Raw genomic sequence first — 21130 nt, forward strand, 5'->3', positions numbered from 1 at the left:
ATTCCGTATCTTTTATTGGATTGGTGGATGTTATTTGATCATTTTAGCATCAGTTAGCGGCCAAAAAATAAATTTTGCATTACCCACCACTTCTTTCATTGGTATGACTCCAATATGACGGCTATCTTTACTAATGCGTCTATTAATAAAGTGTCTTTTGGCACCCTTTCATAACCCCATAAACTTTTTACAGTGAAATCGTCAGTAAGAAGTGTATCTTTGCCAAATTGTTCTTTAATTTTTTCTTTATATTTGTTTAAATATTTTTCCTCATATGCTTTTCCTTTAATATATAATACGTCATTTTTATATTCGATTTTATCTCCGGGCAATCCTATGACCCGCTTAATATAATTTTGATTTTCCTTAGCATGAAAAACGATAATATCAAATCTTTTTGGTGTACCTATTTCGATACAATCATCCGGTCTTGGCTGCTTAAAGTTGGTTTCCACAGTGGAAGTGAAAAGGAAAGAACGAACAATTGCCGCTATTAAAACAGCAATAATAATAGATGCCGACCATTCAAGCAATGGATATTTCCTTTTATTTCCTGTTAATTTTCTCATCCATCCCTTTGCAAAAATCAGTTTTATATTTTTTCTCCATTTCAAGTATTGTTATTTTCCAAAGCTTCCTGTTTGATTTGCCTTTGTATTTTTTTAGGCAATTTTTGAAAGACTAGTTCATACGAATGAAAAATCAAGTTTTCCAATATTTCATCAGGAACGTTCGAATCAAAATATATGGAGATCCAATGCGTCTTATTCATATAGTATCCAGGAATGATTCCATTGTATGTTTCCCTCAATTCTTCGGAACGATATGGATCGCATTTTAATGTAATGATAGGCTTCCCTTTCGGATCACATCCTATAATCGCAAATATTTTGTCTCCCACTAGATATCGATCAGCTTCCCAATCTGTTTGATAATCATGAACGGAGCTAGGAAGATTGAGGCAATAAGATTTAATCTTTAGTTCGTCCATTGTATAACCTCTCTTCTTTAAGATAATTTTTTATTCTACACATTTTGTCTCTTTTCCTTTTTTCTACATAACCCTTTTGGATAAATAGCCATTTTAGCTAAACTTAGCTGAACTGATGATATGGAAAAGAATCTTATAGACGGTAGTGATCAAGGTACCGGCATTGATCATAAAAACGATGGCTATCAATTCAAGATGTTTCATCATCGGCAGATCAACAACAGTAAGCTAGGGCATTCGTATGGAAGATGGCGGAAGAAACAGCGGGTATTTATGAAAGAGGATAGAAGCTAAACTCAGGGACACTTTCTTCGATTTAAGCGGTGGCGAAGCGATCCGTCTAGTATTGTGTCAACTGTTTTTGGGAAGATACAATATACTGATTTTAGATGAGCCGATAATTTTTTTGGATGTTTTTTGTATTGAAGCGTTAGAACGTTTTTTAAAAGGATATGAAGGAACTGTTATCCTCGTATCACATGATCGCAGGTTTATTGAACGTGCAGCAGATCGTATATATGTCATTGAAAACCAAAAACTAAAATTAAGAAACTAATCATAGAAAGAAGAGGGTGTCCCAAATTTGATTCTTTTGGGACACCCTCTTTTTACCAAAACTTGAATCCGGGTGAACTTGGCGCATTTTCGATTATATCAATGAGTGGAATTGTGTAGGCAATCGCAATAAGAATCACTGAAAGACCGATCCATACTTTCCAGTTCTCAAGCAATAATGGCGTTTTTTCCGCATCGTCGCGGACTTCACCGACAGGAAACTCTTCCGTTCCTTTTGGAGCAGTTGTCGCCAAGCGAACGACAATAAAAAGGATCATTAAGATGGCTACGAATAAGATCGCCCCGCCAACCGCCATGATGGTTTGGTAAGACAGCCATTCCAATGCTTGCGGATGATCCCCATACGTTGTGTAGGCCGTTCTTCTTGGAGCTCCAAAAAGACCGACTGTATGCATCGCACCGGACATGAGAAGCATGCCGACACACCAGAAAACCGTCTGAATCATCCCTAATTTATTTAATCGAGGCGTCAATGTTCTTCCTGTTAAATGCGGGATCAGCCAATAGGAGACGCCAAAAAATGTCAATGCCACAGTCGTTGCCACCGTTAAGTGAAAATGGCCGGTCACCCACAGGGTATTATGAACGACTTGGTTCATTTGGTTGCTGGCATTAATGATTCCACCGGCGCCGCCGGGTATAAAGATGAGCATTCCCATAAATGGCGCAAAAAAACGGACATCCGACCATGGAAGCCTTTTGACCCAGCCAAACAATCCGCGGGCGCCTTTTTCTCTTCCGCTCATTTCAAAAGTTGCAAACAAAGCGAAAGCTGTCATTAACGACGGAATGATCACCATAAACGTCAATACGATCTGTAAGAATTTCCAAAACGGATCAATCCCGGATTCCAATATTTGATGATGGAATCCCACTGGTATAGAGAAAAGGATAAACAGGACGAATGCTAATCTGGCAAGCGAATCGCTGAAAATTTTCCCGCCAATGATTTTAGGTATGATGACATACCAGACCATGTAAGTTGGCAAAAGCCAGAAATAAACAAGCGGATGGCCAAAATACCAAAACAATGTACGGCTTAACAGCACATTGATTTTATCGGTTAAACCAAATGACCAAGGAATAAATTGGAATAAGACCGTTATGGCCACCCCGAGAGTTGCAATTAACCATAAAATCATTGTTGCAACCGCCATAAAGCTTAATAGAGGTGAAGTTTTTCCGTCGTTTTCCTTTTTCCAAACAGCATATTGGCGAAACATGCCGAATCCGCTCACCCAGCTGCCAACAACTACAAGCGTAAGGCCGATATAAAACCATGGTGAAGCTTTCAATGGAGCATAGAAAGTGTACAGCACCGTTGCTTTATTTAATAAAATCATCACCGTTGTAATAGCCGTCCCAATGGTCATGAGCCAAAAACCTATCCAACCCGCTTTTTTGGCAATTGTGATTAATTCGCCTGTCGTCCGGCTCATGGAAGCATATAAAAAACCTATAATAAAAAATGTTGTAAATACGAGTGCCAACAACACTCCATGAGCGGTCAACAATTGATAGTAGCCAATACCTGCAGGCAGTTCGAGCGTTCCACTGCGAACGAAAGCTTGAAGCAAGCCGGCAATTGCTCCTAAAAACAAGGCTGTATAGGCAACTGCTATATGTGCGAGAGCCAGTTTCCCGTCGTTTTGATGAATCGTTCCGCTTTTCATGTTTCAGTCACCTCTATTTTCGTGCTCATCATCTGATGGCCAGCACCACAGTATTCGTTGCAAATCACTAAATAGCTTCCGGATTTTTTAAATGTGTAAGTGTGGGAATTCACATGTCCAGGTGTCACCATCATATTGACATTTGTTCCAACGATCTCAAGTCCATGTACAACATCCTTGCTTGTTACCACAATATGGACTTTTGCCCCTTCAGGGATTTTGATCTCATTGGGAAGAAAGGAAAAAGCTTGGGAAATTAAAACCAGTTCGTATTCATTTTCGCCAATTTTTCTTAGACCCGGTTGATCAAAGGGTTTTGTTGAATCGACTTTTTCTGGATCTAATACGGTTTTATCGCTTGGTGGATGATGGCCTTGGGCAAATGCGCTAATACCTACAATTGTTAAAAACATCACAAGTGTCGCTGTGCCAATGACGAGCCAAATCTTCTCCAGCTTGTGCATATGCATGATGAACACCTTCCTTTACAATCGTTGAATAAACAAGGAATAAACCCCAAACCAAGAGAGAACTAAAAAAGCTGCCAACAAAAGAACGGAAACAAAAGTGCCGGATAACGAAGTTTCATGCTTCGCCTCTTTCTCCTGTTCCTTTTTTAAGTAAGCCAATAGTCACACCAGCCTTTCTTCCTCTTTTTTAAAAAATTTTAGATGAGTTACTATCGTGAATCTGTGACAAAAATCACATGATCGTTGCTACTTTTTGACAGTCTGTTGAACTTTCAGTTTTTTTCCAAATAAAAACGTCTGTCCACTGAACAGTGAACAGACGTTTTACAAATTACATATATTTAACCGCTGCCAAAATGAGGAGCAGCCATGCGATTAAAAAGGAAACGCCGCCAAGCGGTGTAATTGCCCCGAGCACTTTGATTTGCGTCACACTTAGAAGATAAAGGCTGCCGGAAAACAAAAGAATGCCGATGAGCATCAGCCATCCGGCCCATACGGCCTGCCCTGCTTGCGGATGGTGCTGCAAGAAAAAAGCAGCAGCAATGAGGCCAATAGAATGGAACATTTGATATTGTACACCTGTTTGCCATGTCTCCAAATATTTTTGCGGAATTTTCCCCTCTAAACCGTGGGCGCCGAAAGCTCCTAAAGCTACGGACAAAAAAGCGCCGGTGGCTCCAAGAATAAAAAAGATTTTCATCTTCTTCACCTTTTTCCATTTTTATTTTCATCTTACCTGATCAAACCATGTTTTTAAATGAATGGAGTCGCGATGCCACAATGTTTTCACAATTATTCCAATCAGCTCGAAGTGTTTTTAGAAATCAAAAATTGATTCTCCATTCGCATCCTCTTCTTCCAAAAAACGTTCTTTAACCTGTAGCCTGTCATCGTCTTTTTTCGGAAAAATTCCCATCATTTTTTCCAGTTCAAGCGGGGTGATTTCATCTCCACGTCCAATACCCTTTTCCGCTTTAATATCGGCTGATTTGTCCTCTTGATCCAAAATAACATCGCAAAGGGAACGGACAACGAGAATACGCGCTTTTAACTCATGAGCCGATTCCGCCCCTTTTGCCTTTCTTAACTCTTCTTCCATTTTTACAATCATGGCCGAAACCGGTATATTCAAAACAGATCGCCCCTCACAAAAATATCTGTGCTTTTTTTATCATATTGAATTCTGGAGCAAATCGCAATCTGTTCGCATTGATTCACTTTCCATTACAAACTTGTTACAATAGGGAGGGAATTTTTGTGCACAAGGAGGCTGGCAGATGAACAATCAATATTTGCAAACAATCAACGGCGATCTTTGGTTAACGGAAGATGAAAGAGAAAACTTGAAAATCAGCTACAGAATAAAAGAAATTCTTTATTCCGCGCAATCGCCGTATCAACACGTCATGGTGCTGGATTCATATGATTTTGGCCGGATGCTTGTTTTAGACGGTGTTGTGCAAACCACTTCAATTGACGGGCACATCTATAATGAAATGATTTCACACGTCCCTCTCAACATTCATCCCAACCCTGAAAAAGTGCTGATTATCGGCGGCGGGGATTGCGGTGTTGCCAGAGAAGTGTGTAAATATAATACAGTCAAGGAAATCGATATGGTAGAAATTGATGAGCTTGTTGTTTCCGCATGCAAAGAGCATTTGCCTGAAGTGTCAGGAAACTTAAACGATCCGCGCGTTAACTTTTTATTTATTGACGGTGTAAAATATGTTGAAAACAAAAACGGTGAATACGATGTGATCATCGTTGATTCGTCTGATCCAATCGGACCGGCGGAGCAGTTGTTTTCAAAAGATTTTTACGCCAACTTACACAAAGCGTTAAAAGACGACGGCCTCATGGTATGCCAAAGTCAATCTCCTATTTTTCATTTGGATGTTTTAAAACGCTCTTATGGCCATATTCAATCTTTATTCCCAATTACAAAACTCTACACAGCTGTTGTTCCCACCTATCCGGGAGGCCTATGGAGCTTTACAATTGGTTCGAAAAAATATGAAAACGTAAATGCAGCCAATTTTTCAAAGGATACAAAATATGTAAATGAGGCCATTCTCGAGGGATGCTTTCAACTTCCTGAATTTTTACAGCAAGCATTGAAATAAAGGGCGCTGAAAGGCGCCCTTTTCCTGTTAGTTCACTTTTCACTTAAACGCAGGCAGACAGCCATCATATATCATCATCACTGATGCACCAGTCAATTTCTTCTAATCCGATGGACTTTAAAAATTGATTTGCTTTGGAAAAAGGCCTGCTGCCAAAAAAGCCCCTGTTTGCAGAAAACGGTGACGGATGGGGAGATTCGATGATATAGTGTTTATCAGCATCAATCATTTCTTTCTTTGCTTGCGCGTGCCTTCCCCATAAAATGAAGACGACCGGAAGCTCCCGTTTGTTTAAACAGCGTATGACTTCATCCGTAAACAGCTCCCATCCCTTTCCGCTATGGGAATTGGCCATTCCGCGTCTGACTGTCAGCACAGTGTTTAACAACAAAACACCTTGTTTTGCCCATTTGACTAGATGGCCGTGTTTTGGAGGCCTGCAGCCAAGATCTTGCTCAAGTTCTAAAAAAATATTTTTTAAAGAAGGCGGCTGGGCAACACCCGGCTTCACGGAAAAACTTAACCCATGCGCTTGATTCGGGCCATGATACGGATCTTGTCCCAAAATGACCACCTTTACTTTTTTATAAGGTGTATAATGGAGAGCATTAAAAATGTCATACATGTCTGGATAAATGGTATGGTGTGCATATTCCTCCTTTAAAAATACCCGGAGTTCTTTGTAATACGGCTTTTCGAACTCCTCTTTCAGAAGCTCCCACCAGTCATTTTTTAAGATTTGCTTCATTTCCTGTTTACACCTTCCCGACCCTTTTAAACTTCGAAACTATTTTTTATCTTAAAATGAATCGTCATTATTTGTCAAAAGCGGCCGACAATCGTTCATTTTCAACAAAATGTTCCACATGGAACAAATTATTTTCCGGGAAATAAAAAAAGGGGCGAAAAGCCCCGATTTTTACAATGTACGCAGAAAACGGGCAAACGCTTCTTGGCCTTTTTTGTCCCGCTTAAACACGCCGCAATGCTCCAATATTACCGCAAAAACCTGACCGATTTCTTCCCGCAAAATTTGATCCACATTTTCGGTTGAAAGCTTCGGATGTTTGCTTTTTATTTTTTTTGCCCAATCGAGATGTTTCTTTATTTCGTCGTTTTGAGCAATTTCCTGCTGCCAATTATCCTTTGTCAATGCTCCCGACAAAAGGCGCATCTCTTTTTTCAGCCGACCCGGGAGAACCGCCAACCCCATGACCTCAATAAGGCCAATGTTTTCTTTTTTAATGTGATGGACTTCTGCATGGGGATGGAAAATGCCGAGGGGGTGCTCATCGTTTGTACGGTTATTGCGCAAAACGAGATCGATTTCAAACCATTCTCCCCTCTTTCTAGCAATCGGCGTGATCGTGTTGTGCGGCTCATTGGCCGTAAAGGCATAAATCCCGACAGTTTCATCGCTATACTTTTTCCAAGCAGTTAAAATATGGTTTGCTGCTTCAGACAGGTGATGGCGGTCGCCAGCTTGCAAACGGATGACCGATAAAGGCCATTTGACAATACCTGCCTTTATATCCGGAAACTTTTCCAATCGAAAAAAATGTTCCATTTCGGCTTTCGCCATTGGAAATTCATAATTTCCCCCTTGAAAGTGGTCATGACTTAAAATCGAACCGCCTACAATCGGAAGATCAGCATTGGAACCTATGAAATAATGCGGAAATTGTTCGACAAATTCCAACAGGCGATCAAACGTCGTTTTCGAGATTTTCATCGGCTCATGCGTTTCTTTCAAGACAATGCAATGTTCGTTATAGTAAACGTAAGGCGAAAATTGAAAATACCATTGTTCACCCACCAGCGTTACGGGAATAATGCGGTGATTTTGCCTTGCCGGATGGTTGACCCTGCCCCTGTATCCGACGTTTTCCACACAAAGAAGGCATTTGGGATAGCCTGTTTGCTTCATATTTTTAGCCGCAGCGATCGCTTTAGGATCTTTTTCAGGCTTGGATAAATTAATCGTGATGACGAGCTTGCCGTAATCCGTATCTGCCAGCCAGCTTTCATTTTTGGCAATGCGGTCAGTGCGAATGTAATGGGAATGTTGGCATAATTGATAAAAAGCCGTTGTTGCTTTTTCAGGTCCTTCCTTCTCCAGCTTCTCATAAAAGCTGCGAATAATTTCCGTTTGCGAAGGAAGAAAGCACCCCATCAGCTTTGTATCCAGCAAATCCCGATACGTGACGGTATGAGCCTCAAGACGGCCGTTATCAACCGCCCAATCCACCATCTTTTCAAGAATTGGGACAGGAGATGACAGATCTTCGTCCGGCGGCGAAGAAAATTCATAATCATCAAGATCAAGCACTTCCAGCAGCTTATTGCGGACAAGCGGAATATCCCACTTTGTAATAAGATTTTTTTTAAGACCATATTGCAAAAGGCGTTCGATTTCGCAAAAAATGTTGATCGCCATTTAGATCACCTTTCTCATTCTTTATCATAGCCGTCCGGATGTTCCTGGAACCATTTCCATGCACTTTCAATGATCGTGTGAATATCGGCGTAACGGGGCTTCCATCCCAATTTTTTCATTGCTTTTTCACTGGAAGCGACCAATTTCGCCGGATCCCCCGCTCTCCTAGGAGCAATCTTCGCCGGTATCGGGTGCCCCGTAACTTCTCTGGCCGCTTCAATCACTTCCTTGACAGTAAAGCCGTTGCCGTTGCCAAGGTTATAAACGTCACTTGCATGAGTTTGACGCAATTGTTGAATGGCTAAAATATGAGCCTCGACCAAATCCATTACATGAATGTAATCGCGAATGCATGTGCCGTCATGTGTGTCGTAATCATCACCGAAGACGTCAATATGATCACGTTTGTTCAACGCCACTTGCAAAATAATCGGGATGAGGTGCGTCTCAGGATGATGATCCTCGCCTAAGATTCCTTCCATGTGGGCTCCTGCCACATTGAAATACCGAAGCGCTATATATTTGATGCCGTATGCCTTGTCCGCCCATTTCAGCATTTTTTCAATCGCAAGCTTAGTCTCGCCATAAGGATTTGTCGGTTCCGTCGGATCCGTCTCCAAGATCGGGATGTTTTTCGGTTCACCATATGTTGCAGCCGTCGAGGAAAAAACAATTTTTTTGACATCGAACTTGTTCATAATGTCAAGGAGGCAAACTGCTCCATATACATTGTTGTCATAATATTTCAGCGGATCCTGGACGCTTTCGCCAACGAGGGAATCCGCTGCAAAATGCATAACGGCCTCGATTTCATTTTCTTGAAAAACATTGGTGAGGAAATTTTTATCCCGCAAATCTCCTTCATAAAATTTCGCACCAGTAAGCACAGCTTGTTTATGCCCTTTTTGCAAATTATCGACAACGACAACCTCTTCCCCTCTATTCAACAATTCCGCCACCGCATGGCTGCCGATATAGCCGGCTCCTCCGCATACTAAAATTGCCATTTTTATACCTCCCTTTTGATTTCACGCGCCCCGTCGCCAACGTTGACAACATAAAAATCAGCCACAAGGCCCGTCTCTTTCGTGTATCTTTCTCCTACCTGCTTTTTAAATGTTTCGACCGCATCCTTTTTCACAATGCTGACTGTACATCCCCCGAATCCTGCACCGGTCATGCGCGATCCGATCACTCCATTTGTCTCCCAAGCAGCTTGAACAAGCGAGTCTAGTTCTTTTCCCGTCACTTCATAGTCGTCTCGCAGGGAGACATGCGATTCATTCATTAGTTTACCAAATTGTTCGATATTGCCATTATTTAAATATTCAACTGCTTTCAACGTTCTCGCGTTTTCATAAACGGCATGTTTTGCCCGCTTTCTGCACGTTTCATCTTCGATCAAGTGTTTGTGCTGCTCAAATTGTTCCGGTGTCAATTCTCCTAATGATGATATATTCAAAACTTTTTGCAAATCTTTTAAAGCTCTTTCGCATTCGCTGCGGCGTTCATTATATTTTGATTCCCCGAGTTGTCTCCGCTTGTTTGTGTTGGCGATGATGATCACCGCATCCTCCAGCTTCAGCGGGCTGTATTGATATTCAAGAGTTTGGCAATTTAAAAGAACGGCGCTGTCCTTTTTCCCCATGCCAATAGAAAATTGATCCAGTATTCCGCAATTGACACCGATAAACTCATTTTCCACATGTTGGGACAGCTTGACAAGTTCAAGTGTATCGGCATTTATTTCAAATAACTCGTTCAGCATAACGGCCGTTGCCAGTTCAATCGAGGCGGAAGAAGAAAGGCCGGCTCCGTTCGGAATATTGCCGTAATATAGAACATCAACCCCTTTATTGACACCCCAGCCCCGATCGGCAAATTCCTTCAACACTCCTTTTGGATAGTTCGCCCAGTCGTGAGCCTTTTCATAAACCAAATCTTCTTGCAAAAGAAATTCAACGATGCCAATTTCCTCAAAGTTCATGGAGTATAAACGGACTTTTTGATCCTCCCTCAATTGGGCTACCGCATATGTTCCAACATCTAAAGCGCACGGAAATACATGCCCGCCATTATAATCCGTATGCTCGCCGATAAGATTGACACGGCCGGGCGCAAAGAATACACGCGGTGTTCCACCATCTGCAAATACTTTCTTAAATTTATTAACTAACTCATTGTACATTTTGATCCTCCTTACAAAAATGTTGGAAACGCATTCATGTTGATCTTTTGTCTTCATTATATAAATGGGCAAAAAAAAGCACAATGGTAAATTCATTTGCACAAAATAGCACTTTTTTGCTCATCTCTCATTATGAAAGATTATAATGGTATAAAGAACCCTTATCGAGGAACTTTTTTGTCTGTGATTTTTTGCTTTCAACGAAAGGAGACAGAAAGAGTGGCAAAGGAAAAACGATTCGGTCATTTTGCTTTTCGTTTTTCTGACCCGATTACGCAAGAAGTCGCCCAAATTTGGTCTGTTGGCTGGGACGAACAAAAATCGCAAATTTATCATTGGAACGGAATTGAACGAAAAGACATCGATAAATGCATTTTTCAATACACCCTTTCAGGGTATGGATTGATTGAGATCAACGGCAAGCAGTATAAAGTCTCGCCTGGATATGCATTTATCGTTTCAAGTCCTAGCAATTATCGTTATTTTCTTCCGAAAGACAGCGGGCAATGGGAATTTATCTATATAACATTATGCGGAAAAGAAGCGGACCGATGCTGGGGAACCGTACGCAAAAAATCGGAACAGGTGCTGTATTTTCATCCCGAATCATCAACCATTCAATTACTGAAGCAAATTTATGACGAGGCGGAAAGGAAAAAGATCACAAACGCATTTAAGGCCTCAAGCCTGGCCTATCAGTTTATAATGGAACTATATCAACATTTATCAACAGTCGATAAGGAAATGAAGACATGGCCCGAAAGCATTGTAAGGGCAGTTCTTTACGCCAAAAATCATTTCCAGTCCAATATTGGACCTGATGATATGGCTGCCGCTTCCGGTTTATCACGCTATCATTTTACAAGGGTTTTTAAAAAAAGCACAGGAAAGACGCCGATCCAATATTTAACGAACATTCGCTTGGAAAAAGCAATGGATCTTTTAGAGAACACGAAATATTCAGTGGAAGACATTGCAAAATTCGTCGGATACCGAAACGCTAATTACTTGAACAAAGTTTTCCAAAAGGCTGTCGGTTGTTCCCCTACCCAATTTCGCAAAGGAGAAAAGCACATGCAGCCAAAAGATTTTATTTGAAACGTTTGCAACAAAGTGGTCATTCATCAATGCGGATGGTAAACGAGCCTTTTTTATGCATAATGGTCATCGTCGTTCCGGGGGTCATAATATTTTCGAGTATATCCCTCGAGATTTGCAGAGCCAGTTCCATCCGCTCAATCTTCTCCTTTTCTTCTTCTGTCACAGAGGATTCATTTTCATCCATTTGTGCAAGAAACTGGTTGACATTCTCGTGATATTCAGCAATCTTTCCGTATATTTCATCATACAACTTATCAACTTTGTTTCCCATACCGATTCACCCATTCATAATCATACGAAAATTTAAGAGTGTTGAAAAGTTTCGTCCGTGATGTTGAATATTTTTTATTAACGGACATAAGCTGGTTTATGGAACAGAAAGACATAATGGGAAAGGAAAAGAAAAATGCGAAAAGTTGCAATTTTGTTTGTCTTAGTTCTATTTTCCTCCTTTTCATTCCACGCCACAGCGGAGGAAAACGCAGCAAGGCAGCTGATTATCATTAATAAAAACACAAACAAATTAGCTTTTTTTCAAAATGGGACAATCGTGAGAGAATTTTCAGTTGCCACCGGGAAAAATTCCTCCTTAACCCCTGAAGGGATTTTCCCGATTGTCTGGAAAATTAAGAACCGCCCGTATTACAAAGAACAAATCCCCGGCGGAGACCCAAAAAATCCGCTGGGGGATCGCTGGTTAGGACTTGATGCTCTAGGCTATTACGGAAACAATTTTGCCATTCACGGCAATAACAATCCCCGCTCTATTGGAACGTATGCAAGCAGCGGCTGCGTCCGCATGCACAACGAAGAAATTCGCTGGCTTTTTGATCAAGTAGATTTGTACACCCCAGTGATAATCATACGTTCAGATAAAAGCTTTGAAACAATTGCAAAAGAAAACGGCTATTATTCTGAACAGGGGATCCCAGTCATCATTCGCAACGGCAGAGTTTTATTTGCCAGAGAAGAAGTCAACAAATCGCCAGAAAAATTGTATTCTCCGCTCGGCGCTTTCATCAAACGATAACAACATCGCAGCTCCGAAGAAGTTATTCCCGATGTTTCATATATTCAATCGTTGCCAAGATCCCGTGTTCATAAGAGGTCTTCGGCAACGGACCAATTCTTGATTCAAATTTTTCACCTGATAAAACAACAGGTTCTTCTGTTAAATACATCATTTCTACCATTTCCTTCATCATCGGGCTGAAAAATCCTAAAAATGAAATCATTGTTTTTGTAATCGTACGGACTTTCTTTGTATATTGAAGTTTTGCCCGCAAAATTGCAATTATTTCATGGCCTTTAATCGTTCCCGAGCCGGGGATATTCCAGTGCTCGCAATACGTATCATCCCGCAGCGCAAGTTTTACCAGCGCTTTGGCGCCGTCCGGCAAGAAAATATATTCCCTCGGTATATTTAAGTCTCCGATAAACTGAGATGGTTTATTTTGAATAACCTTTTGAAAAGTATAATTCAGCAAAGTTTTTTTCCCGTTAGGCCCGTAAAAATCAGGAAAATGAGCGATTAAATAGTCCGCTCCGCTCTTTTCCACCATTTCAGCCAAGCGCAACCTTATTTTCCCCTTTTTTGTATGGGGATTTTTTTGCTCTGATTCTGATATTTTTTTGCCGTTTGACCGGCCATATGCATAAATGTTGTCAACGACAACAAGCTTTGCTTTTTCCTTTTTTGCGGCAGCTATCACATTTTGCATGATAAGCGGAAGATTCCGTTCCCACTCCGGATAGGGGATGTTGATGGCATGGAAAATCCATTCCGCTCCTTCACATGCTCGGATGATGCTCGATTGATCGAGCGCATCTCCAGCCATCATGTTGATGTTGCTGCTTAAAGGAGCAAACCGTTTTTTCATTTTTTCTTCATTGCGGGCGAAAGCGACCACCTCTACATTCTCTTTAGTCGCCAATTCGTTCACCAAATGATAACCCATTCCGCCTGTTGCACCTAATACGACCGCTTTTTTCACCTTTTTTACCTCCATTCAAAAAATTAACCATCGGTTAATAAAATGTGCAAGAGCCTCTCCCGGCTTGAAGTGTTGATCAATACGCATTTATTCAATAAATCCTTTAATAAGAAAAGCAACATATTGTTTAGCCAGTCCTTCCATATCTTCATATGTTGCGTCGGTTTGAACATATTTTGTTACAAAACCGCTTAATGCAAGAAACAGGCACCAAATGACTGTTGGGTTGACTTTATTTGGGGCAAACTGAAAAACAGCTTGTGCAAAACGTTCATATGACTTATTTGGCTCCTGCTCCTTCAACATATCAAGTTCCAAATTTTTTGTTAAAAACATCAACTTATAATGGTTTTTATATGTAAGCCCGAATTCAATAAACTTTAACAAGATCGTTTTCAGCGCTTCTTCCTTGGAAGCGTATGATGCCTGCAGCGTTTTTTCTAATAACCGATCTAAAAATTGAAAATCCGCTTGCACAATTTTGTAAAACAGCTCTGCTTTATTTTGAAAATGGTAATAAATCGCGCCATGGGTGCAATGTAATTCATTGGCAATCGACCGCATAGAAACATGATCATAGCCTTTTTCAACAAAGAGCTCCCGGGCGGCATTCATGATCGCTTCTTTCGTTAATTCAATGTCCGCTTTTCTAGGCGCCATTTCCTGCTTTCCTCCGTTCGCAACATCTGTTTATTAACCAACGGTTAATTTTATTTTATACCCTACTCTAGATTTCGGCAATGTCTTATGCAAAATTTCTTTCCTCCATCGATAACCTGCTATAATGTTTTTATAGGATTTTCACAGCAGGATGGAGGGGACGAGTTGTCGATGAAAAAAGCATTAACGATTGCCGGATCAGATTCCAGCGGCGGCGCCGGTTTACAGGCTGATTTAAAAACGTTTCAGGAATATGGAGTCTATGGGATGACCGCCATTACAACAATTGTTGCGATGGATCCTCATAACGGCTGGCAGCATCAAGTTTTTCCGATTAAAATCGACACGATCAAAGCGCAACTTGCGACAATTATTGAGGGAATCGGTGTAGATGCGATGAAAACCGGCATGCTTCCAACGGCAAAAATTGTTGAGCTTGCTGCAAAAACCATCAAAAAATACGGATTGCAAAATGTTGTCATTGACCCTGTCATGGTATGTAAAGGAGCCGATGAAGTGCTCTATCCTGATCATGCAGATGCGATTCGCAAATTTCTGACACCTGTCGCGACAATCATAACGCCGAATCTTTTCGAAGCAGGCCAGTTGAGCGGGCTTGGCTCGATTCAAACTGTCGAGCAAATGAAAGAAGCGGCCAAAATCATCCACAACCTTGGTGCACAATATGTTTTAGTAAAAGGCGGAGGAAAATTGGAGCACAAATATGCCATTGATGTACTATATGACGGCAAAGAGATTGAATTGTTAGAAGACGAACGAATCAACACTACGTATACACATGGAGCCGGCTGTACGTTTTCAAGCGCCATCACCGCAGAATTGGCGAAAGGAAAATCTGTGAAACAAGCCGTTTATTCGGCAAAAAAATTTATTACAGCAGCTCTTCGCCATTCATTCCCATTAAATGAATTCGTCGGCCCGACATGCCATGCAGCATTAAGATTATATGAATAATAGAAAGCCGAACGATAAGATACACAGATGGCGATCTTTTCGTTCGGCTTCATTCAATCCACATCCAATTGATCCACTTTTCGTTTGACTTCCTCAATATTTCTCATTTTGTTTTCCCAACACAACTGGCTTAAATCGACTGGGTATTCGGCCGGATTTAAGATACGTTTATATTCATCCCATAAAAGCGCTAGGTTCTCTTTTACATATCGGCGTATTTCTTCCAATGGCGGAGATTGATAGATGAGCTTGCCGTCAACAAAAATGTCGTGATGCAAATCCTTTGCCGTAAAATTTGTTACATATTTTTTGATAAATGTATGGACGGGATGGAACATTTTCAGCCTTTTTTCTTGTTCAGGCCGTTCGAATTGCAGTGTAATATAATCCCCCTCTGCCTTGTGATCATGATTATTAATGATGCGATATACATTTTTCAAACCAGGCGTTGTGACTTTTTCGGGGTTGGAGGAAATTTTTATCGTATCCATAAGTTCTCCATTTTCCCCTTCAATCGCCACCAGTTTATAAACCGCTCCCAATGCGGGTTGGTCATAAGCGGTAATCAGCTTTGTCCCAATTCCCCAAACATCAATTTTTGCCCCTTCAGCCTTTAGATTGACAATCGTATGTTCATCGAGATCGCTGGAAGCAATGATTTTTGCATCATGAAAACCGGCATCATCAAGCATTTTTCTCGCCTTTTTGGATAAATAAGCTAAATCGCCGCTATCAATCCGAATACCGATAAAATTAATGCTGTCCCCGAATTCTTTCGCTACCCGAATCGCATTCGGAACTCCGGAGCGGAGCGTGTCATAAGTATCCACTAAAAAAACGCAATTTTTATGAGTTTGCGCATATTTGCAAAAAGCGACATACTCATCCCGATACGCTTGTACAAAAGCATGTGCATGTGTTCCTGATACGGGAATGCCAAAGATTTTTCCTGCTCTGACATTGCTCGTTCCTTCAAAGCCGGCAATATAGGCTGCACGTGTGCCCCAAATAGCCGCATCCATTTCATGAGCCCTTCTTGTCCCAAACTCGAGTGCCGCTTCATCACCAATAATTTGTTTGATTCTGGAAGCTTTTGTTGCGATGAGCGTTTGATAATTCACAATATTTAACAGTGCCGTTTCAATCAGCTGCGCTTCCCCGAGCGGCGCTTCAACACGGATGATCGGTTCATTGCCAAATACAAGCTCGCCTTCCTGCATCGAACGAATCGTTCCTGTAAAACGAAGATTGGCCAAATATTCAATAAAATCCTCTTGATAGTTTAGCTGTTCTTTCAAATACGCAAGGTCTTCTTCCGTAAAACGAAAATTCTGAATAAACTCAATAATCCGCTCCAAGCCTGCAAAAATTCCATAACCGCTCCCAAAAGGCAGCTTGCGAAAAAACAATTCAAAGACCGCTTTTTTCTGATGGACGCCATCCCTCCAATACGATTCCACCATGTTGATCTGGTATAAATCGGTATGAAGAGCGAGTCCGTTATCTTTATATGTCTCCATGTGAAAAAACCCCCAGATTATTATATCACTCTTGCTCCTAATGTATTTTCAAAGTGTTGGAGAGCCCAATGATGCCCTGCTTCGTTAAAACTGGCAACTGCATTTTCATAAATAACGATTTGAAACCCTTTATTGTAAGCGTCAATCGCTGTATGCAAGACGCAAATATCCGTGCAAACGCCGACCAAATGAAGCTCTTGAATGCCTCTCTCCCGCAATATAAGCTCCAAGGATGTCCCGGCAAATGCCGAATATCTTGTTTTATCGAGAAAAAATACATTTTCCCGGTTTTTATGCGTTTCATATGTATTTTGAAGCTTTCCGTATAATCGGCGTCCGGCGGTGTTTCGGATATTATGCGGAGGAAAAAGCTTTGTTTCCGGATGGTACGGATTGTCTTTTTCATGAACATCAACCGCAAACACAACAAGATCGCCATTTTCTATAAACTGATTTGTAATGCCCACAATCTCGTTTTCAATCTCTTGGCCGGGTTTTCCGCAAGATAAAGCCCCTTCATCCGCAACAAAATCAAATGTATAATCGATATTAATCAATGCTTTTAAAGCCATACCGCCACTCCCCCTCATCCTCGATCAAATACTTCCACCCTAAACCACTGCGCAAAACTGAAGGCAGAAAGTGTTATCTGTTTTGCCGGAATAACCCCCCTTATAAGGAACTAATCGTATTGTACTCCTTTCTAAACAACCATTCAATAATATCACCAATGGTTTGCAACCTCTTTCCTTCTTAGACAGGCAGACATGCAAGCTAACAATCTATAGCAAACCTTATCCGCCATCACTCCGTTTAGTCTCCTGTTAAATAATCCGGATAGTCCGTAATGATGCCGTCAACGTTCATCGCTCGCAAATGTTGGATCGTTTTTTTGTCCCGTGCTGTATAAGGCATGATTTTTAAACCGTGTTGATGAATTTTACGAACAAATTTACGGGTAACAAGCATTTTATTGGGATTAATATAAGAGGCAAAAGACGAAAAGTCTTTAAGCTGTTTTTCCGCTGTCAAACCATGTTTGTAGCTGATCAGCACTCCGAGCGGAACATTGGGCAGGAGGCGGTTGAATTGCTTTAAAAAGGCAATATCAAACGATTGGACAATGACCTCCATCTGACCGGAATTATCCATTTTGTGCAAAACAAGTTCTTTAGCCAATTTATTGGCAATCCCCAGCTGCTTGGAGGGATCCTTCACCTCTATTAAAAATTTAATTTTTCCTCTATATCGATTCAATACATCGGTTAAAGAAGGAATTGTTTGCCCGGAGAACTTTTGGGAAAACCAAGACCCGGCATCAAGCTTTTTCAAATCTTCATACAAAAAGTCTTTGACATAACCTCTGCCGTTTGTCGTCCGATCAACCTTTTCATCGTGTATAACAGCAAAGCGTCCATCTTTTGTCAACCGTACATCCAATTCTAAAAAATCCGCTCCCATCTCGACGGCCAGATCAAAAGATGCCAGCGTATTTTCCGGAGCATATCCTGATGCCCCCCGATGCGCAACAACCAATATTTTCTCCAACCTTTTGGGAGCTGCCAAAATATTATATAAGATGCGGTGAATAGAATAACGGAAATAACGCAGCATTTTCATCACTCCATCTTTATTTTTTTGGTATCTTTGTATAATGGATATGTAATGGTTTGAAAACATTTTGAACATTTTTTAAAAAAACACATTTTATTTGCAGGATATTTTAAAAATGAATAGAATAATATTTAGAATATAGAAAAATAGTCTCAAAATATACTTTCATCATTCCATCCATTGCACATTACACCCCATCATGAACATGCTGCTGCTCGTCTTTTGTTCCAATGTCATTTTTCGTCTTTGATTGAAGGGTAATTCAAATCCATAATTTAAGGAGAGTGATTGAATGATTAGAAAGGATGTTATGACAAAAACATGGGGAAATAAAGAAATTGTGACGAGTCCGTTTGATGGAATTGTAAAAAAAATTATGACAAAAGCAAAAAATCGAATTTATGAATGGGAGCCGCTTTTAGCCATTCAAACCGATGATGGTGCTGTCGTGCAAATCAGCGTTGGCATTAGCGGAATCATCGAGAAATTCACTGTTAGCGAAGGAGACCGGGTCATTCCAGGTACAGTGCTTGCCTATATCGATGATGATCTGTTGGTGACTGGGAGCGATTGAAGGAGATATGACCCCGAGAGAAAGAGGGGTCGTTAATTGCAGCGATTGCCAATTATCGTTCGCAGCCGTCTGTTTAAAGATTTGAGCATCCACTCCCGAAAAATCTCCCTCTTTTCTTCCACTGTCAAGTAGTACTTGCCGCCGGCCATTCTCCTTGCTTTATCTGTTAAAAATTTTATGGATAAAGCTGCAGCAACAGAAATATTGAGACTTTGCACAAATCCTTTCATTGGAATGACAAATGTTCCGTCCGCATAACGAACCGCATCTTCGGAAACACCGCTATGCTCATTCCCAAAAATAAGGACAGTAGGTCGATTGACATCAAGTTGTTCAAGTGGAACCGCTTGTTCACTTAAATGACTGGCAAATACTTGATAACCCTTCTTTTTTAAATGGTTGATGGCAGTCCGTATATCCGGTTGACGGCGGATCGTCAACCATTTATCTGCACTTTTCGTAATTAATTCATGCGGTTGAAAAGGCGCCCTTCCAGTTACAACGGTGATATCTTGGACGCCAAACGCCTCAGCAGAACGTAGAACGGCAGCTTGATTGTGTCCATCATCAACGGCTTCTAACAGAATGGAAATGTAGCGGGTTCTCTCTGCTAAAACATTATACAAACGATGCAATCTCCCTGGAACAATCATTTCCAGAACTTCGAGATCGTCTTCCATAACGATTCCCTCTGCCAGCAATGTTTCCACAATTGCTTGTTGAGCCACTTTTTGGATCACACTCCTTTACATAGCAACCGATGGCGTAAGAATGGCTATCCTAGTCCATTATACTTTTTGTTGACAAAAAATCTACTCTGAAATGTTGACACATAATTTATCCACAAATAGTCTCTTAATTGTCGTATTCATGATCTTTTTTGACAGTAGTTTCCCTCAATATTCACAAACAATCCCCTTTTATAAACAAGTTTTCCACATGGTTTATCCACATGTCCACAAACAATATCCACATTTCGTGTTAGCACATCTGTTCCCTACAATATATATGATCATTTTATCAACAATTGTGAATAAATTTGTCCACATTATAAACAATTTGATATCACTAAAAAAGCGATGACTCACAACCTATTGAAATGGATGAAATATTCCATTTCCCAAATTACTCCTAAGACAAAGAAAAACCATGTTATTTTTCTTGTCCTTGTTAATTTCGAGCTTTTTAGACAGCCCTTTCACGAAAAAGGGCGCTATGCGGCAAAAAAAGACCACAGACATTCATTGGTGAATTCCGTGGTCTTTCCTTAAAGCTCCTAATAAACAGTTCTTTTTTGCTATTAATGATGATGCTGATGTCCAAATGTCATAACCCAAATGGACCCGGCCACAATGACAATAGCTATATAAATTCCATAATAAATCATTGTCGCCTGCCAAGACCCACTTGCCCCCTCATTCATGTGCATAAACAATACTAGCTGAATAAACGCCTGGCAGAACGCTAGTATGACAATCAACGCAATAATCGTTTTTGCAGGCAGGCCGGATGAAAATGCAATCCAGACCGCCAACAAAGTCAAGACAATTGACAACAAAAACCCGAAGACATGCTTCCAAGGAAATCCTTTCTCGTTTTGTGTTCGTGCCATGTTAACTCACCATCCCTGTCAAATAGACGAGTGTGAAGAGAAAAATCCAAATAACATCAAGGAAATGCCAGTACAGACTAGAAATGAACACTTTTCTTGCTGTATCCGCATTAAGACCTCTTTTCATCACTTGCAAAATAATAAATATTATCCAAAATATCCCGATCGTTACATGAATACCATGCGTTCCAACAAGCGTGAAGAAGGATGAAAGGAACGCACTTGTTTGCATTGTTGCTCCTTCATGCACAGCATACAAAATAAACTCCTCGATTTCAAAGTACAAAAAGCCGGCGCCTAATAAAATAGTGACAATCAACCAACCGATCATCCCCGTCTTTTTGCCTCTTCGCATTTCATAGACGGCAAGGCCGCAGGTAAAGCTACTTGTAAGCAGAAGAAACGTTTCAATCAAAACCGTTTTCAACTCATACAGTTCCTCCGGCCCCGGTCCGCCCGCCGTTCTGGGGACGAGCACTAGATACGTAGCAAAGAGGGTGGCAAACAGAGCAAATTCCGCTCCAAGAAAAATCCAAAAACCTAAAATATTTAATTGATTTTGTTTCGTTGAATACTCTAGCGGAACATTCGCATGTTTTTGAGCCATTTCCGCCAT

Annotated in this window: 24 protein-coding genes and 2 pseudogenes; 6 read left to right on the plus strand and 20 right to left on the minus strand. The window is 40.9% G+C overall.

Annotation, left to right across the window (positions count from 1 at the left end; genetic code table 11):
- Positions 1-30: 30 nt before the first annotated feature.
- A pseudogene (lepB, locus tag AC0KTX_RS07525) lies at positions 31-569 on the minus strand (signal peptidase I).
- Between the two features lie 41 nt (positions 570-610).
- Positions 611-991, minus strand: a complete 381-nt coding sequence (locus AC0KTX_RS07530; RefSeq protein WP_474251603.1) for an MmcQ/YjbR family DNA-binding protein — start codon at positions 989-991, stop codon at positions 611-613.
- A 313-nt stretch (positions 992-1304) separates the two neighbouring features.
- On the opposite strand from AC0KTX_RS07530, the pseudogene AC0KTX_RS07535 reads away from it, so the two are divergent.
- A pseudogene (locus tag AC0KTX_RS07535) lies at positions 1305-1547 on the plus strand (P-loop NTPase family protein); the annotation flags it as partial.
- Positions 1548-1599: 52 nt separating this feature from the next.
- Here AC0KTX_RS07535 and AC0KTX_RS07540 read toward each other — a convergent pair.
- The 5 genes from AC0KTX_RS07540 to AC0KTX_RS07560 form a co-directional block, all read right to left on the minus strand.
- A complete protein-coding gene (locus AC0KTX_RS07540; protein ID WP_474251604.1) occupies positions 1600-3240 on the minus strand; it encodes a b(o/a)3-type cytochrome-c oxidase subunit 1 in 1641 nt (546 codons plus the stop codon).
- Complete coding sequence (locus AC0KTX_RS07545) at positions 3237-3710, minus strand: cytochrome c oxidase subunit II (RefSeq protein ID WP_474251605.1); 474 nt, start codon at positions 3708-3710, stop codon at positions 3237-3239. The genes AC0KTX_RS07540 and AC0KTX_RS07545 overlap by 4 nt, the downstream gene beginning before the upstream one ends.
- A 15-nt stretch (positions 3711-3725) precedes the next feature.
- On the minus strand, positions 3726-3869 hold the full coding sequence (locus AC0KTX_RS07550; RefSeq protein WP_474251606.1) for a cytochrome c oxidase subunit 2A: 144 nt from the start codon (positions 3867-3869) through the stop codon (positions 3726-3728).
- A gap of 172 nt (positions 3870-4041) precedes the next feature.
- On the minus strand, positions 4042-4413 hold the full coding sequence (locus AC0KTX_RS07555; RefSeq protein WP_474251607.1) for a DUF423 domain-containing protein: 372 nt from the start codon (positions 4411-4413) through the stop codon (positions 4042-4044).
- 117 nt (positions 4414-4530) lie between these two features.
- Entirely contained in the window at positions 4531-4845 is a 315-nt protein-coding gene (locus AC0KTX_RS07560) for a YwdI family protein (protein WP_474251608.1), read from the minus strand.
- 145 nt (positions 4846-4990) lie between these two features.
- Between AC0KTX_RS07560 and speE the strand changes: the two genes are divergently transcribed.
- Entirely contained in the window at positions 4991-5839 is an 849-nt protein-coding gene (gene speE / locus AC0KTX_RS07565) for a polyamine aminopropyltransferase (RefSeq protein ID WP_474251609.1), read from the plus strand.
- Positions 5840-5903: 64 nt separating this feature from the next.
- Here speE and AC0KTX_RS07570 read toward each other — a convergent pair whose 3' ends face one another.
- The 4 genes from AC0KTX_RS07570 to AC0KTX_RS07585 form a co-directional block, all read right to left on the minus strand.
- Entirely contained in the window at positions 5904-6587 is a 684-nt protein-coding gene (locus AC0KTX_RS07570) for a uracil-DNA glycosylase (RefSeq protein WP_474251610.1), read from the minus strand.
- A 171-nt stretch (positions 6588-6758) separates the two neighbouring features.
- Complete coding sequence (gene galT, locus AC0KTX_RS07575) at positions 6759-8276, minus strand: UDP-glucose--hexose-1-phosphate uridylyltransferase (protein ID WP_474251611.1); 1518 nt, start codon at positions 8274-8276, stop codon at positions 6759-6761.
- A 14-nt stretch (positions 8277-8290) separates the two neighbouring features.
- Complete coding sequence (gene galE / locus AC0KTX_RS07580; protein ID WP_474251612.1) at positions 8291-9283, minus strand: UDP-glucose 4-epimerase GalE; 993 nt, start codon at positions 9281-9283, stop codon at positions 8291-8293.
- Between the two features lie 2 nt (positions 9284-9285).
- Positions 9286-10464 (minus strand): galactokinase, encoded by a 1179-nt coding sequence (locus AC0KTX_RS07585; RefSeq protein ID WP_474251613.1) that lies wholly within the window; start codon positions 10462-10464, stop codon positions 9286-9288.
- Between the two features lie 219 nt (positions 10465-10683).
- On the opposite strand from AC0KTX_RS07585, the gene AC0KTX_RS07590 reads away from it, so the two are divergent.
- On the plus strand, positions 10684-11562 hold the full coding sequence (locus tag AC0KTX_RS07590) for a helix-turn-helix domain-containing protein (protein WP_474251614.1): 879 nt from the start codon (positions 10684-10686) through the stop codon (positions 11560-11562).
- A 19-nt stretch (positions 11563-11581) separates the two neighbouring features.
- Here AC0KTX_RS07590 and AC0KTX_RS07595 read toward each other — a convergent pair whose 3' ends face one another.
- A complete protein-coding gene (locus AC0KTX_RS07595; RefSeq protein ID WP_474251615.1) occupies positions 11582-11836 on the minus strand; it encodes a hypothetical protein in 255 nt (84 codons plus the stop codon).
- A gap of 135 nt (positions 11837-11971) precedes the next feature.
- On the opposite strand from AC0KTX_RS07595, the gene AC0KTX_RS07600 reads away from it, so the two are divergent.
- Complete coding sequence (locus AC0KTX_RS07600; RefSeq protein ID WP_474251616.1) at positions 11972-12595, plus strand: L,D-transpeptidase; 624 nt, start codon at positions 11972-11974, stop codon at positions 12593-12595.
- Positions 12596-12617: 22 nt separating this feature from the next.
- On the opposite strand, the gene AC0KTX_RS07605 is transcribed toward AC0KTX_RS07600, so the two are convergent.
- Together AC0KTX_RS07605 and AC0KTX_RS07610 are read right to left on the minus strand one after the other, a co-directional pair.
- The gene (locus AC0KTX_RS07605; RefSeq protein WP_474251617.1) at positions 12618-13559 is read right to left on the minus strand and encodes an NAD(P)H-binding protein; all 942 of its coding nucleotides are present in this window, start codon (positions 13557-13559) and stop codon (positions 12618-12620) included.
- A gap of 87 nt (positions 13560-13646) precedes the next feature.
- Positions 13647-14219 (minus strand): TetR/AcrR family transcriptional regulator, encoded by a 573-nt coding sequence (locus AC0KTX_RS07610; protein ID WP_474251618.1) that lies wholly within the window; start codon positions 14217-14219, stop codon positions 13647-13649.
- A 165-nt stretch (positions 14220-14384) separates the two neighbouring features.
- Between AC0KTX_RS07610 and AC0KTX_RS07615 the strand changes: the two genes are divergently transcribed.
- The gene (locus tag AC0KTX_RS07615; RefSeq protein WP_474251619.1) at positions 14385-15194 is read left to right on the plus strand and encodes a bifunctional hydroxymethylpyrimidine kinase/phosphomethylpyrimidine kinase; all 810 of its coding nucleotides are present in this window, start codon (positions 14385-14387) and stop codon (positions 15192-15194) included.
- Between the two features lie 53 nt (positions 15195-15247).
- On the opposite strand, the gene AC0KTX_RS07620 is transcribed toward AC0KTX_RS07615, so the two are convergent.
- The 3 genes from AC0KTX_RS07620 to AC0KTX_RS07630 all read right to left on the minus strand — a co-directional run bounded on the left by AC0KTX_RS07620 (position 15248) and on the right by AC0KTX_RS07630 (position 18328).
- Positions 15248-16714 carry a nicotinate phosphoribosyltransferase gene (locus AC0KTX_RS07620; protein ID WP_474251620.1) on the minus strand — a complete coding sequence of 489 codons (1467 nt, stop codon included), beginning with the start codon at positions 16712-16714 and terminating at the stop codon, positions 15248-15250.
- Between the two features lie 20 nt (positions 16715-16734).
- Positions 16735-17286 carry a cysteine hydrolase family protein gene (locus AC0KTX_RS07625; protein WP_474251621.1) on the minus strand — a complete coding sequence of 184 codons (552 nt, stop codon included), beginning with the start codon at positions 17284-17286 and terminating at the stop codon, positions 16735-16737.
- Between the two features lie 241 nt (positions 17287-17527).
- On the minus strand, positions 17528-18328 hold the full coding sequence (locus tag AC0KTX_RS07630) for a glycerophosphodiester phosphodiesterase (RefSeq protein ID WP_474251622.1): 801 nt from the start codon (positions 18326-18328) through the stop codon (positions 17528-17530).
- A 292-nt stretch (positions 18329-18620) separates the two neighbouring features.
- On the opposite strand from AC0KTX_RS07630, the gene AC0KTX_RS07635 reads away from it, so the two are divergent.
- Entirely contained in the window at positions 18621-18902 is a 282-nt protein-coding gene (locus AC0KTX_RS07635) for a biotin/lipoyl attachment domain-containing protein (protein WP_474251623.1), read from the plus strand.
- A 32-nt stretch (positions 18903-18934) separates the two neighbouring features.
- Here AC0KTX_RS07635 and AC0KTX_RS07640 read toward each other — a convergent pair whose 3' ends face one another.
- The 3 genes from AC0KTX_RS07640 to qoxC all read right to left on the minus strand — a co-directional run bounded on the left by AC0KTX_RS07640 (position 18935) and on the right by qoxC (position 21130).
- Positions 18935-19639, minus strand: coding sequence for a TrmH family RNA methyltransferase (locus AC0KTX_RS07640; RefSeq protein WP_474251647.1), 705 nt, complete (start codon positions 19637-19639; stop codon positions 18935-18937).
- Positions 19640-20202: 563 nt separating this feature from the next.
- Positions 20203-20514, minus strand: a complete 312-nt coding sequence (gene qoxD / locus AC0KTX_RS07645) for a cytochrome aa3 quinol oxidase subunit IV (RefSeq protein ID WP_474251624.1) — start codon at positions 20512-20514, stop codon at positions 20203-20205.
- A 1-nt stretch (position 20515) separates the two neighbouring features.
- The gene (gene qoxC, locus AC0KTX_RS07650; RefSeq protein WP_474251625.1) at positions 20516-21130 is read right to left on the minus strand and encodes a cytochrome aa3 quinol oxidase subunit III; all 615 of its coding nucleotides are present in this window, start codon (positions 21128-21130) and stop codon (positions 20516-20518) included.

It is taken from the genome of Aeribacillus sp. JST-2 (assembly GCF_056032925.1).

Bases quoted from the DNA above. Each gene is read 5' to 3' on its own strand.
- AC0KTX_RS07530 (WP_474251603.1), bottom strand. From the start codon at position 991: ATGGACGAACTAAAGATTAAATCTTATTGCCTCAATCTTCCTAGCTCC.
- AC0KTX_RS07540 (WP_474251604.1), bottom strand. From the start codon at position 3,240: ATGAAAAGCGGAACGATTCATCAAAACGACGGGAAACTGGCTCTCGCA.
- AC0KTX_RS07545 (WP_474251605.1), bottom strand. From the start codon at position 3,710: ATGCATATGCACAAGCTGGAGAAGATTTGGCTCGTCATTGGCACAGCG.
- AC0KTX_RS07555 (WP_474251607.1), bottom strand. From the start codon at position 4,413: ATGAAAATCTTTTTTATTCTTGGAGCCACCGGCGCTTTTTTGTCCGTA.
- speE (WP_474251609.1), top strand. From the start codon at position 4,991: ATGAACAATCAATATTTGCAAACAATCAACGGCGATCTTTGGTTAACG.
- AC0KTX_RS07570 (WP_474251610.1), bottom strand. From the start codon at position 6,587: ATGAAGCAAATCTTAAAAAATGACTGGTGGGAGCTTCTGAAAGAGGAG.
- galT (WP_474251611.1), bottom strand. From the start codon at position 8,276: ATGGCGATCAACATTTTTTGCGAAATCGAACGCCTTTTGCAATATGGT.
- galE (WP_474251612.1), bottom strand. From the start codon at position 9,283: ATGGCAATTTTAGTATGCGGAGGAGCCGGCTATATCGGCAGCCATGCG.
- AC0KTX_RS07585 (WP_474251613.1), bottom strand. From the start codon at position 10,464: ATGTACAATGAGTTAGTTAATAAATTTAAGAAAGTATTTGCAGATGGT.
- AC0KTX_RS07595 (WP_474251615.1), bottom strand. From the start codon at position 11,836: ATGGGAAACAAAGTTGATAAGTTGTATGATGAAATATACGGAAAGATT.
- AC0KTX_RS07600 (WP_474251616.1), top strand. From the start codon at position 11,972: ATGCGAAAAGTTGCAATTTTGTTTGTCTTAGTTCTATTTTCCTCCTTT.
- AC0KTX_RS07610 (WP_474251618.1), bottom strand. From the start codon at position 14,219: ATGGCGCCTAGAAAAGCGGACATTGAATTAACGAAAGAAGCGATCATG.
- AC0KTX_RS07620 (WP_474251620.1), bottom strand. From the start codon at position 16,714: ATGGAGACATATAAAGATAACGGACTCGCTCTTCATACCGATTTATAC.
- AC0KTX_RS07625 (WP_474251621.1), bottom strand. From the start codon at position 17,286: ATGGCTTTAAAAGCATTGATTAATATCGATTATACATTTGATTTTGTT.
- AC0KTX_RS07630 (WP_474251622.1), bottom strand. From the start codon at position 18,328: ATGCTGCGTTATTTCCGTTATTCTATTCACCGCATCTTATATAATATT.
- AC0KTX_RS07635 (WP_474251623.1), top strand. From the start codon at position 18,621: ATGATTAGAAAGGATGTTATGACAAAAACATGGGGAAATAAAGAAATT.
- qoxD (WP_474251624.1), bottom strand. From the start codon at position 20,514: ATGGCACGAACACAAAACGAGAAAGGATTTCCTTGGAAGCATGTCTTC.
- qoxC (WP_474251625.1), bottom strand. From the start codon at position 21,130: ATGGCGGAAATGGCTCAAAAACATGCGAATGTTCCGCTAGAGTATTCA.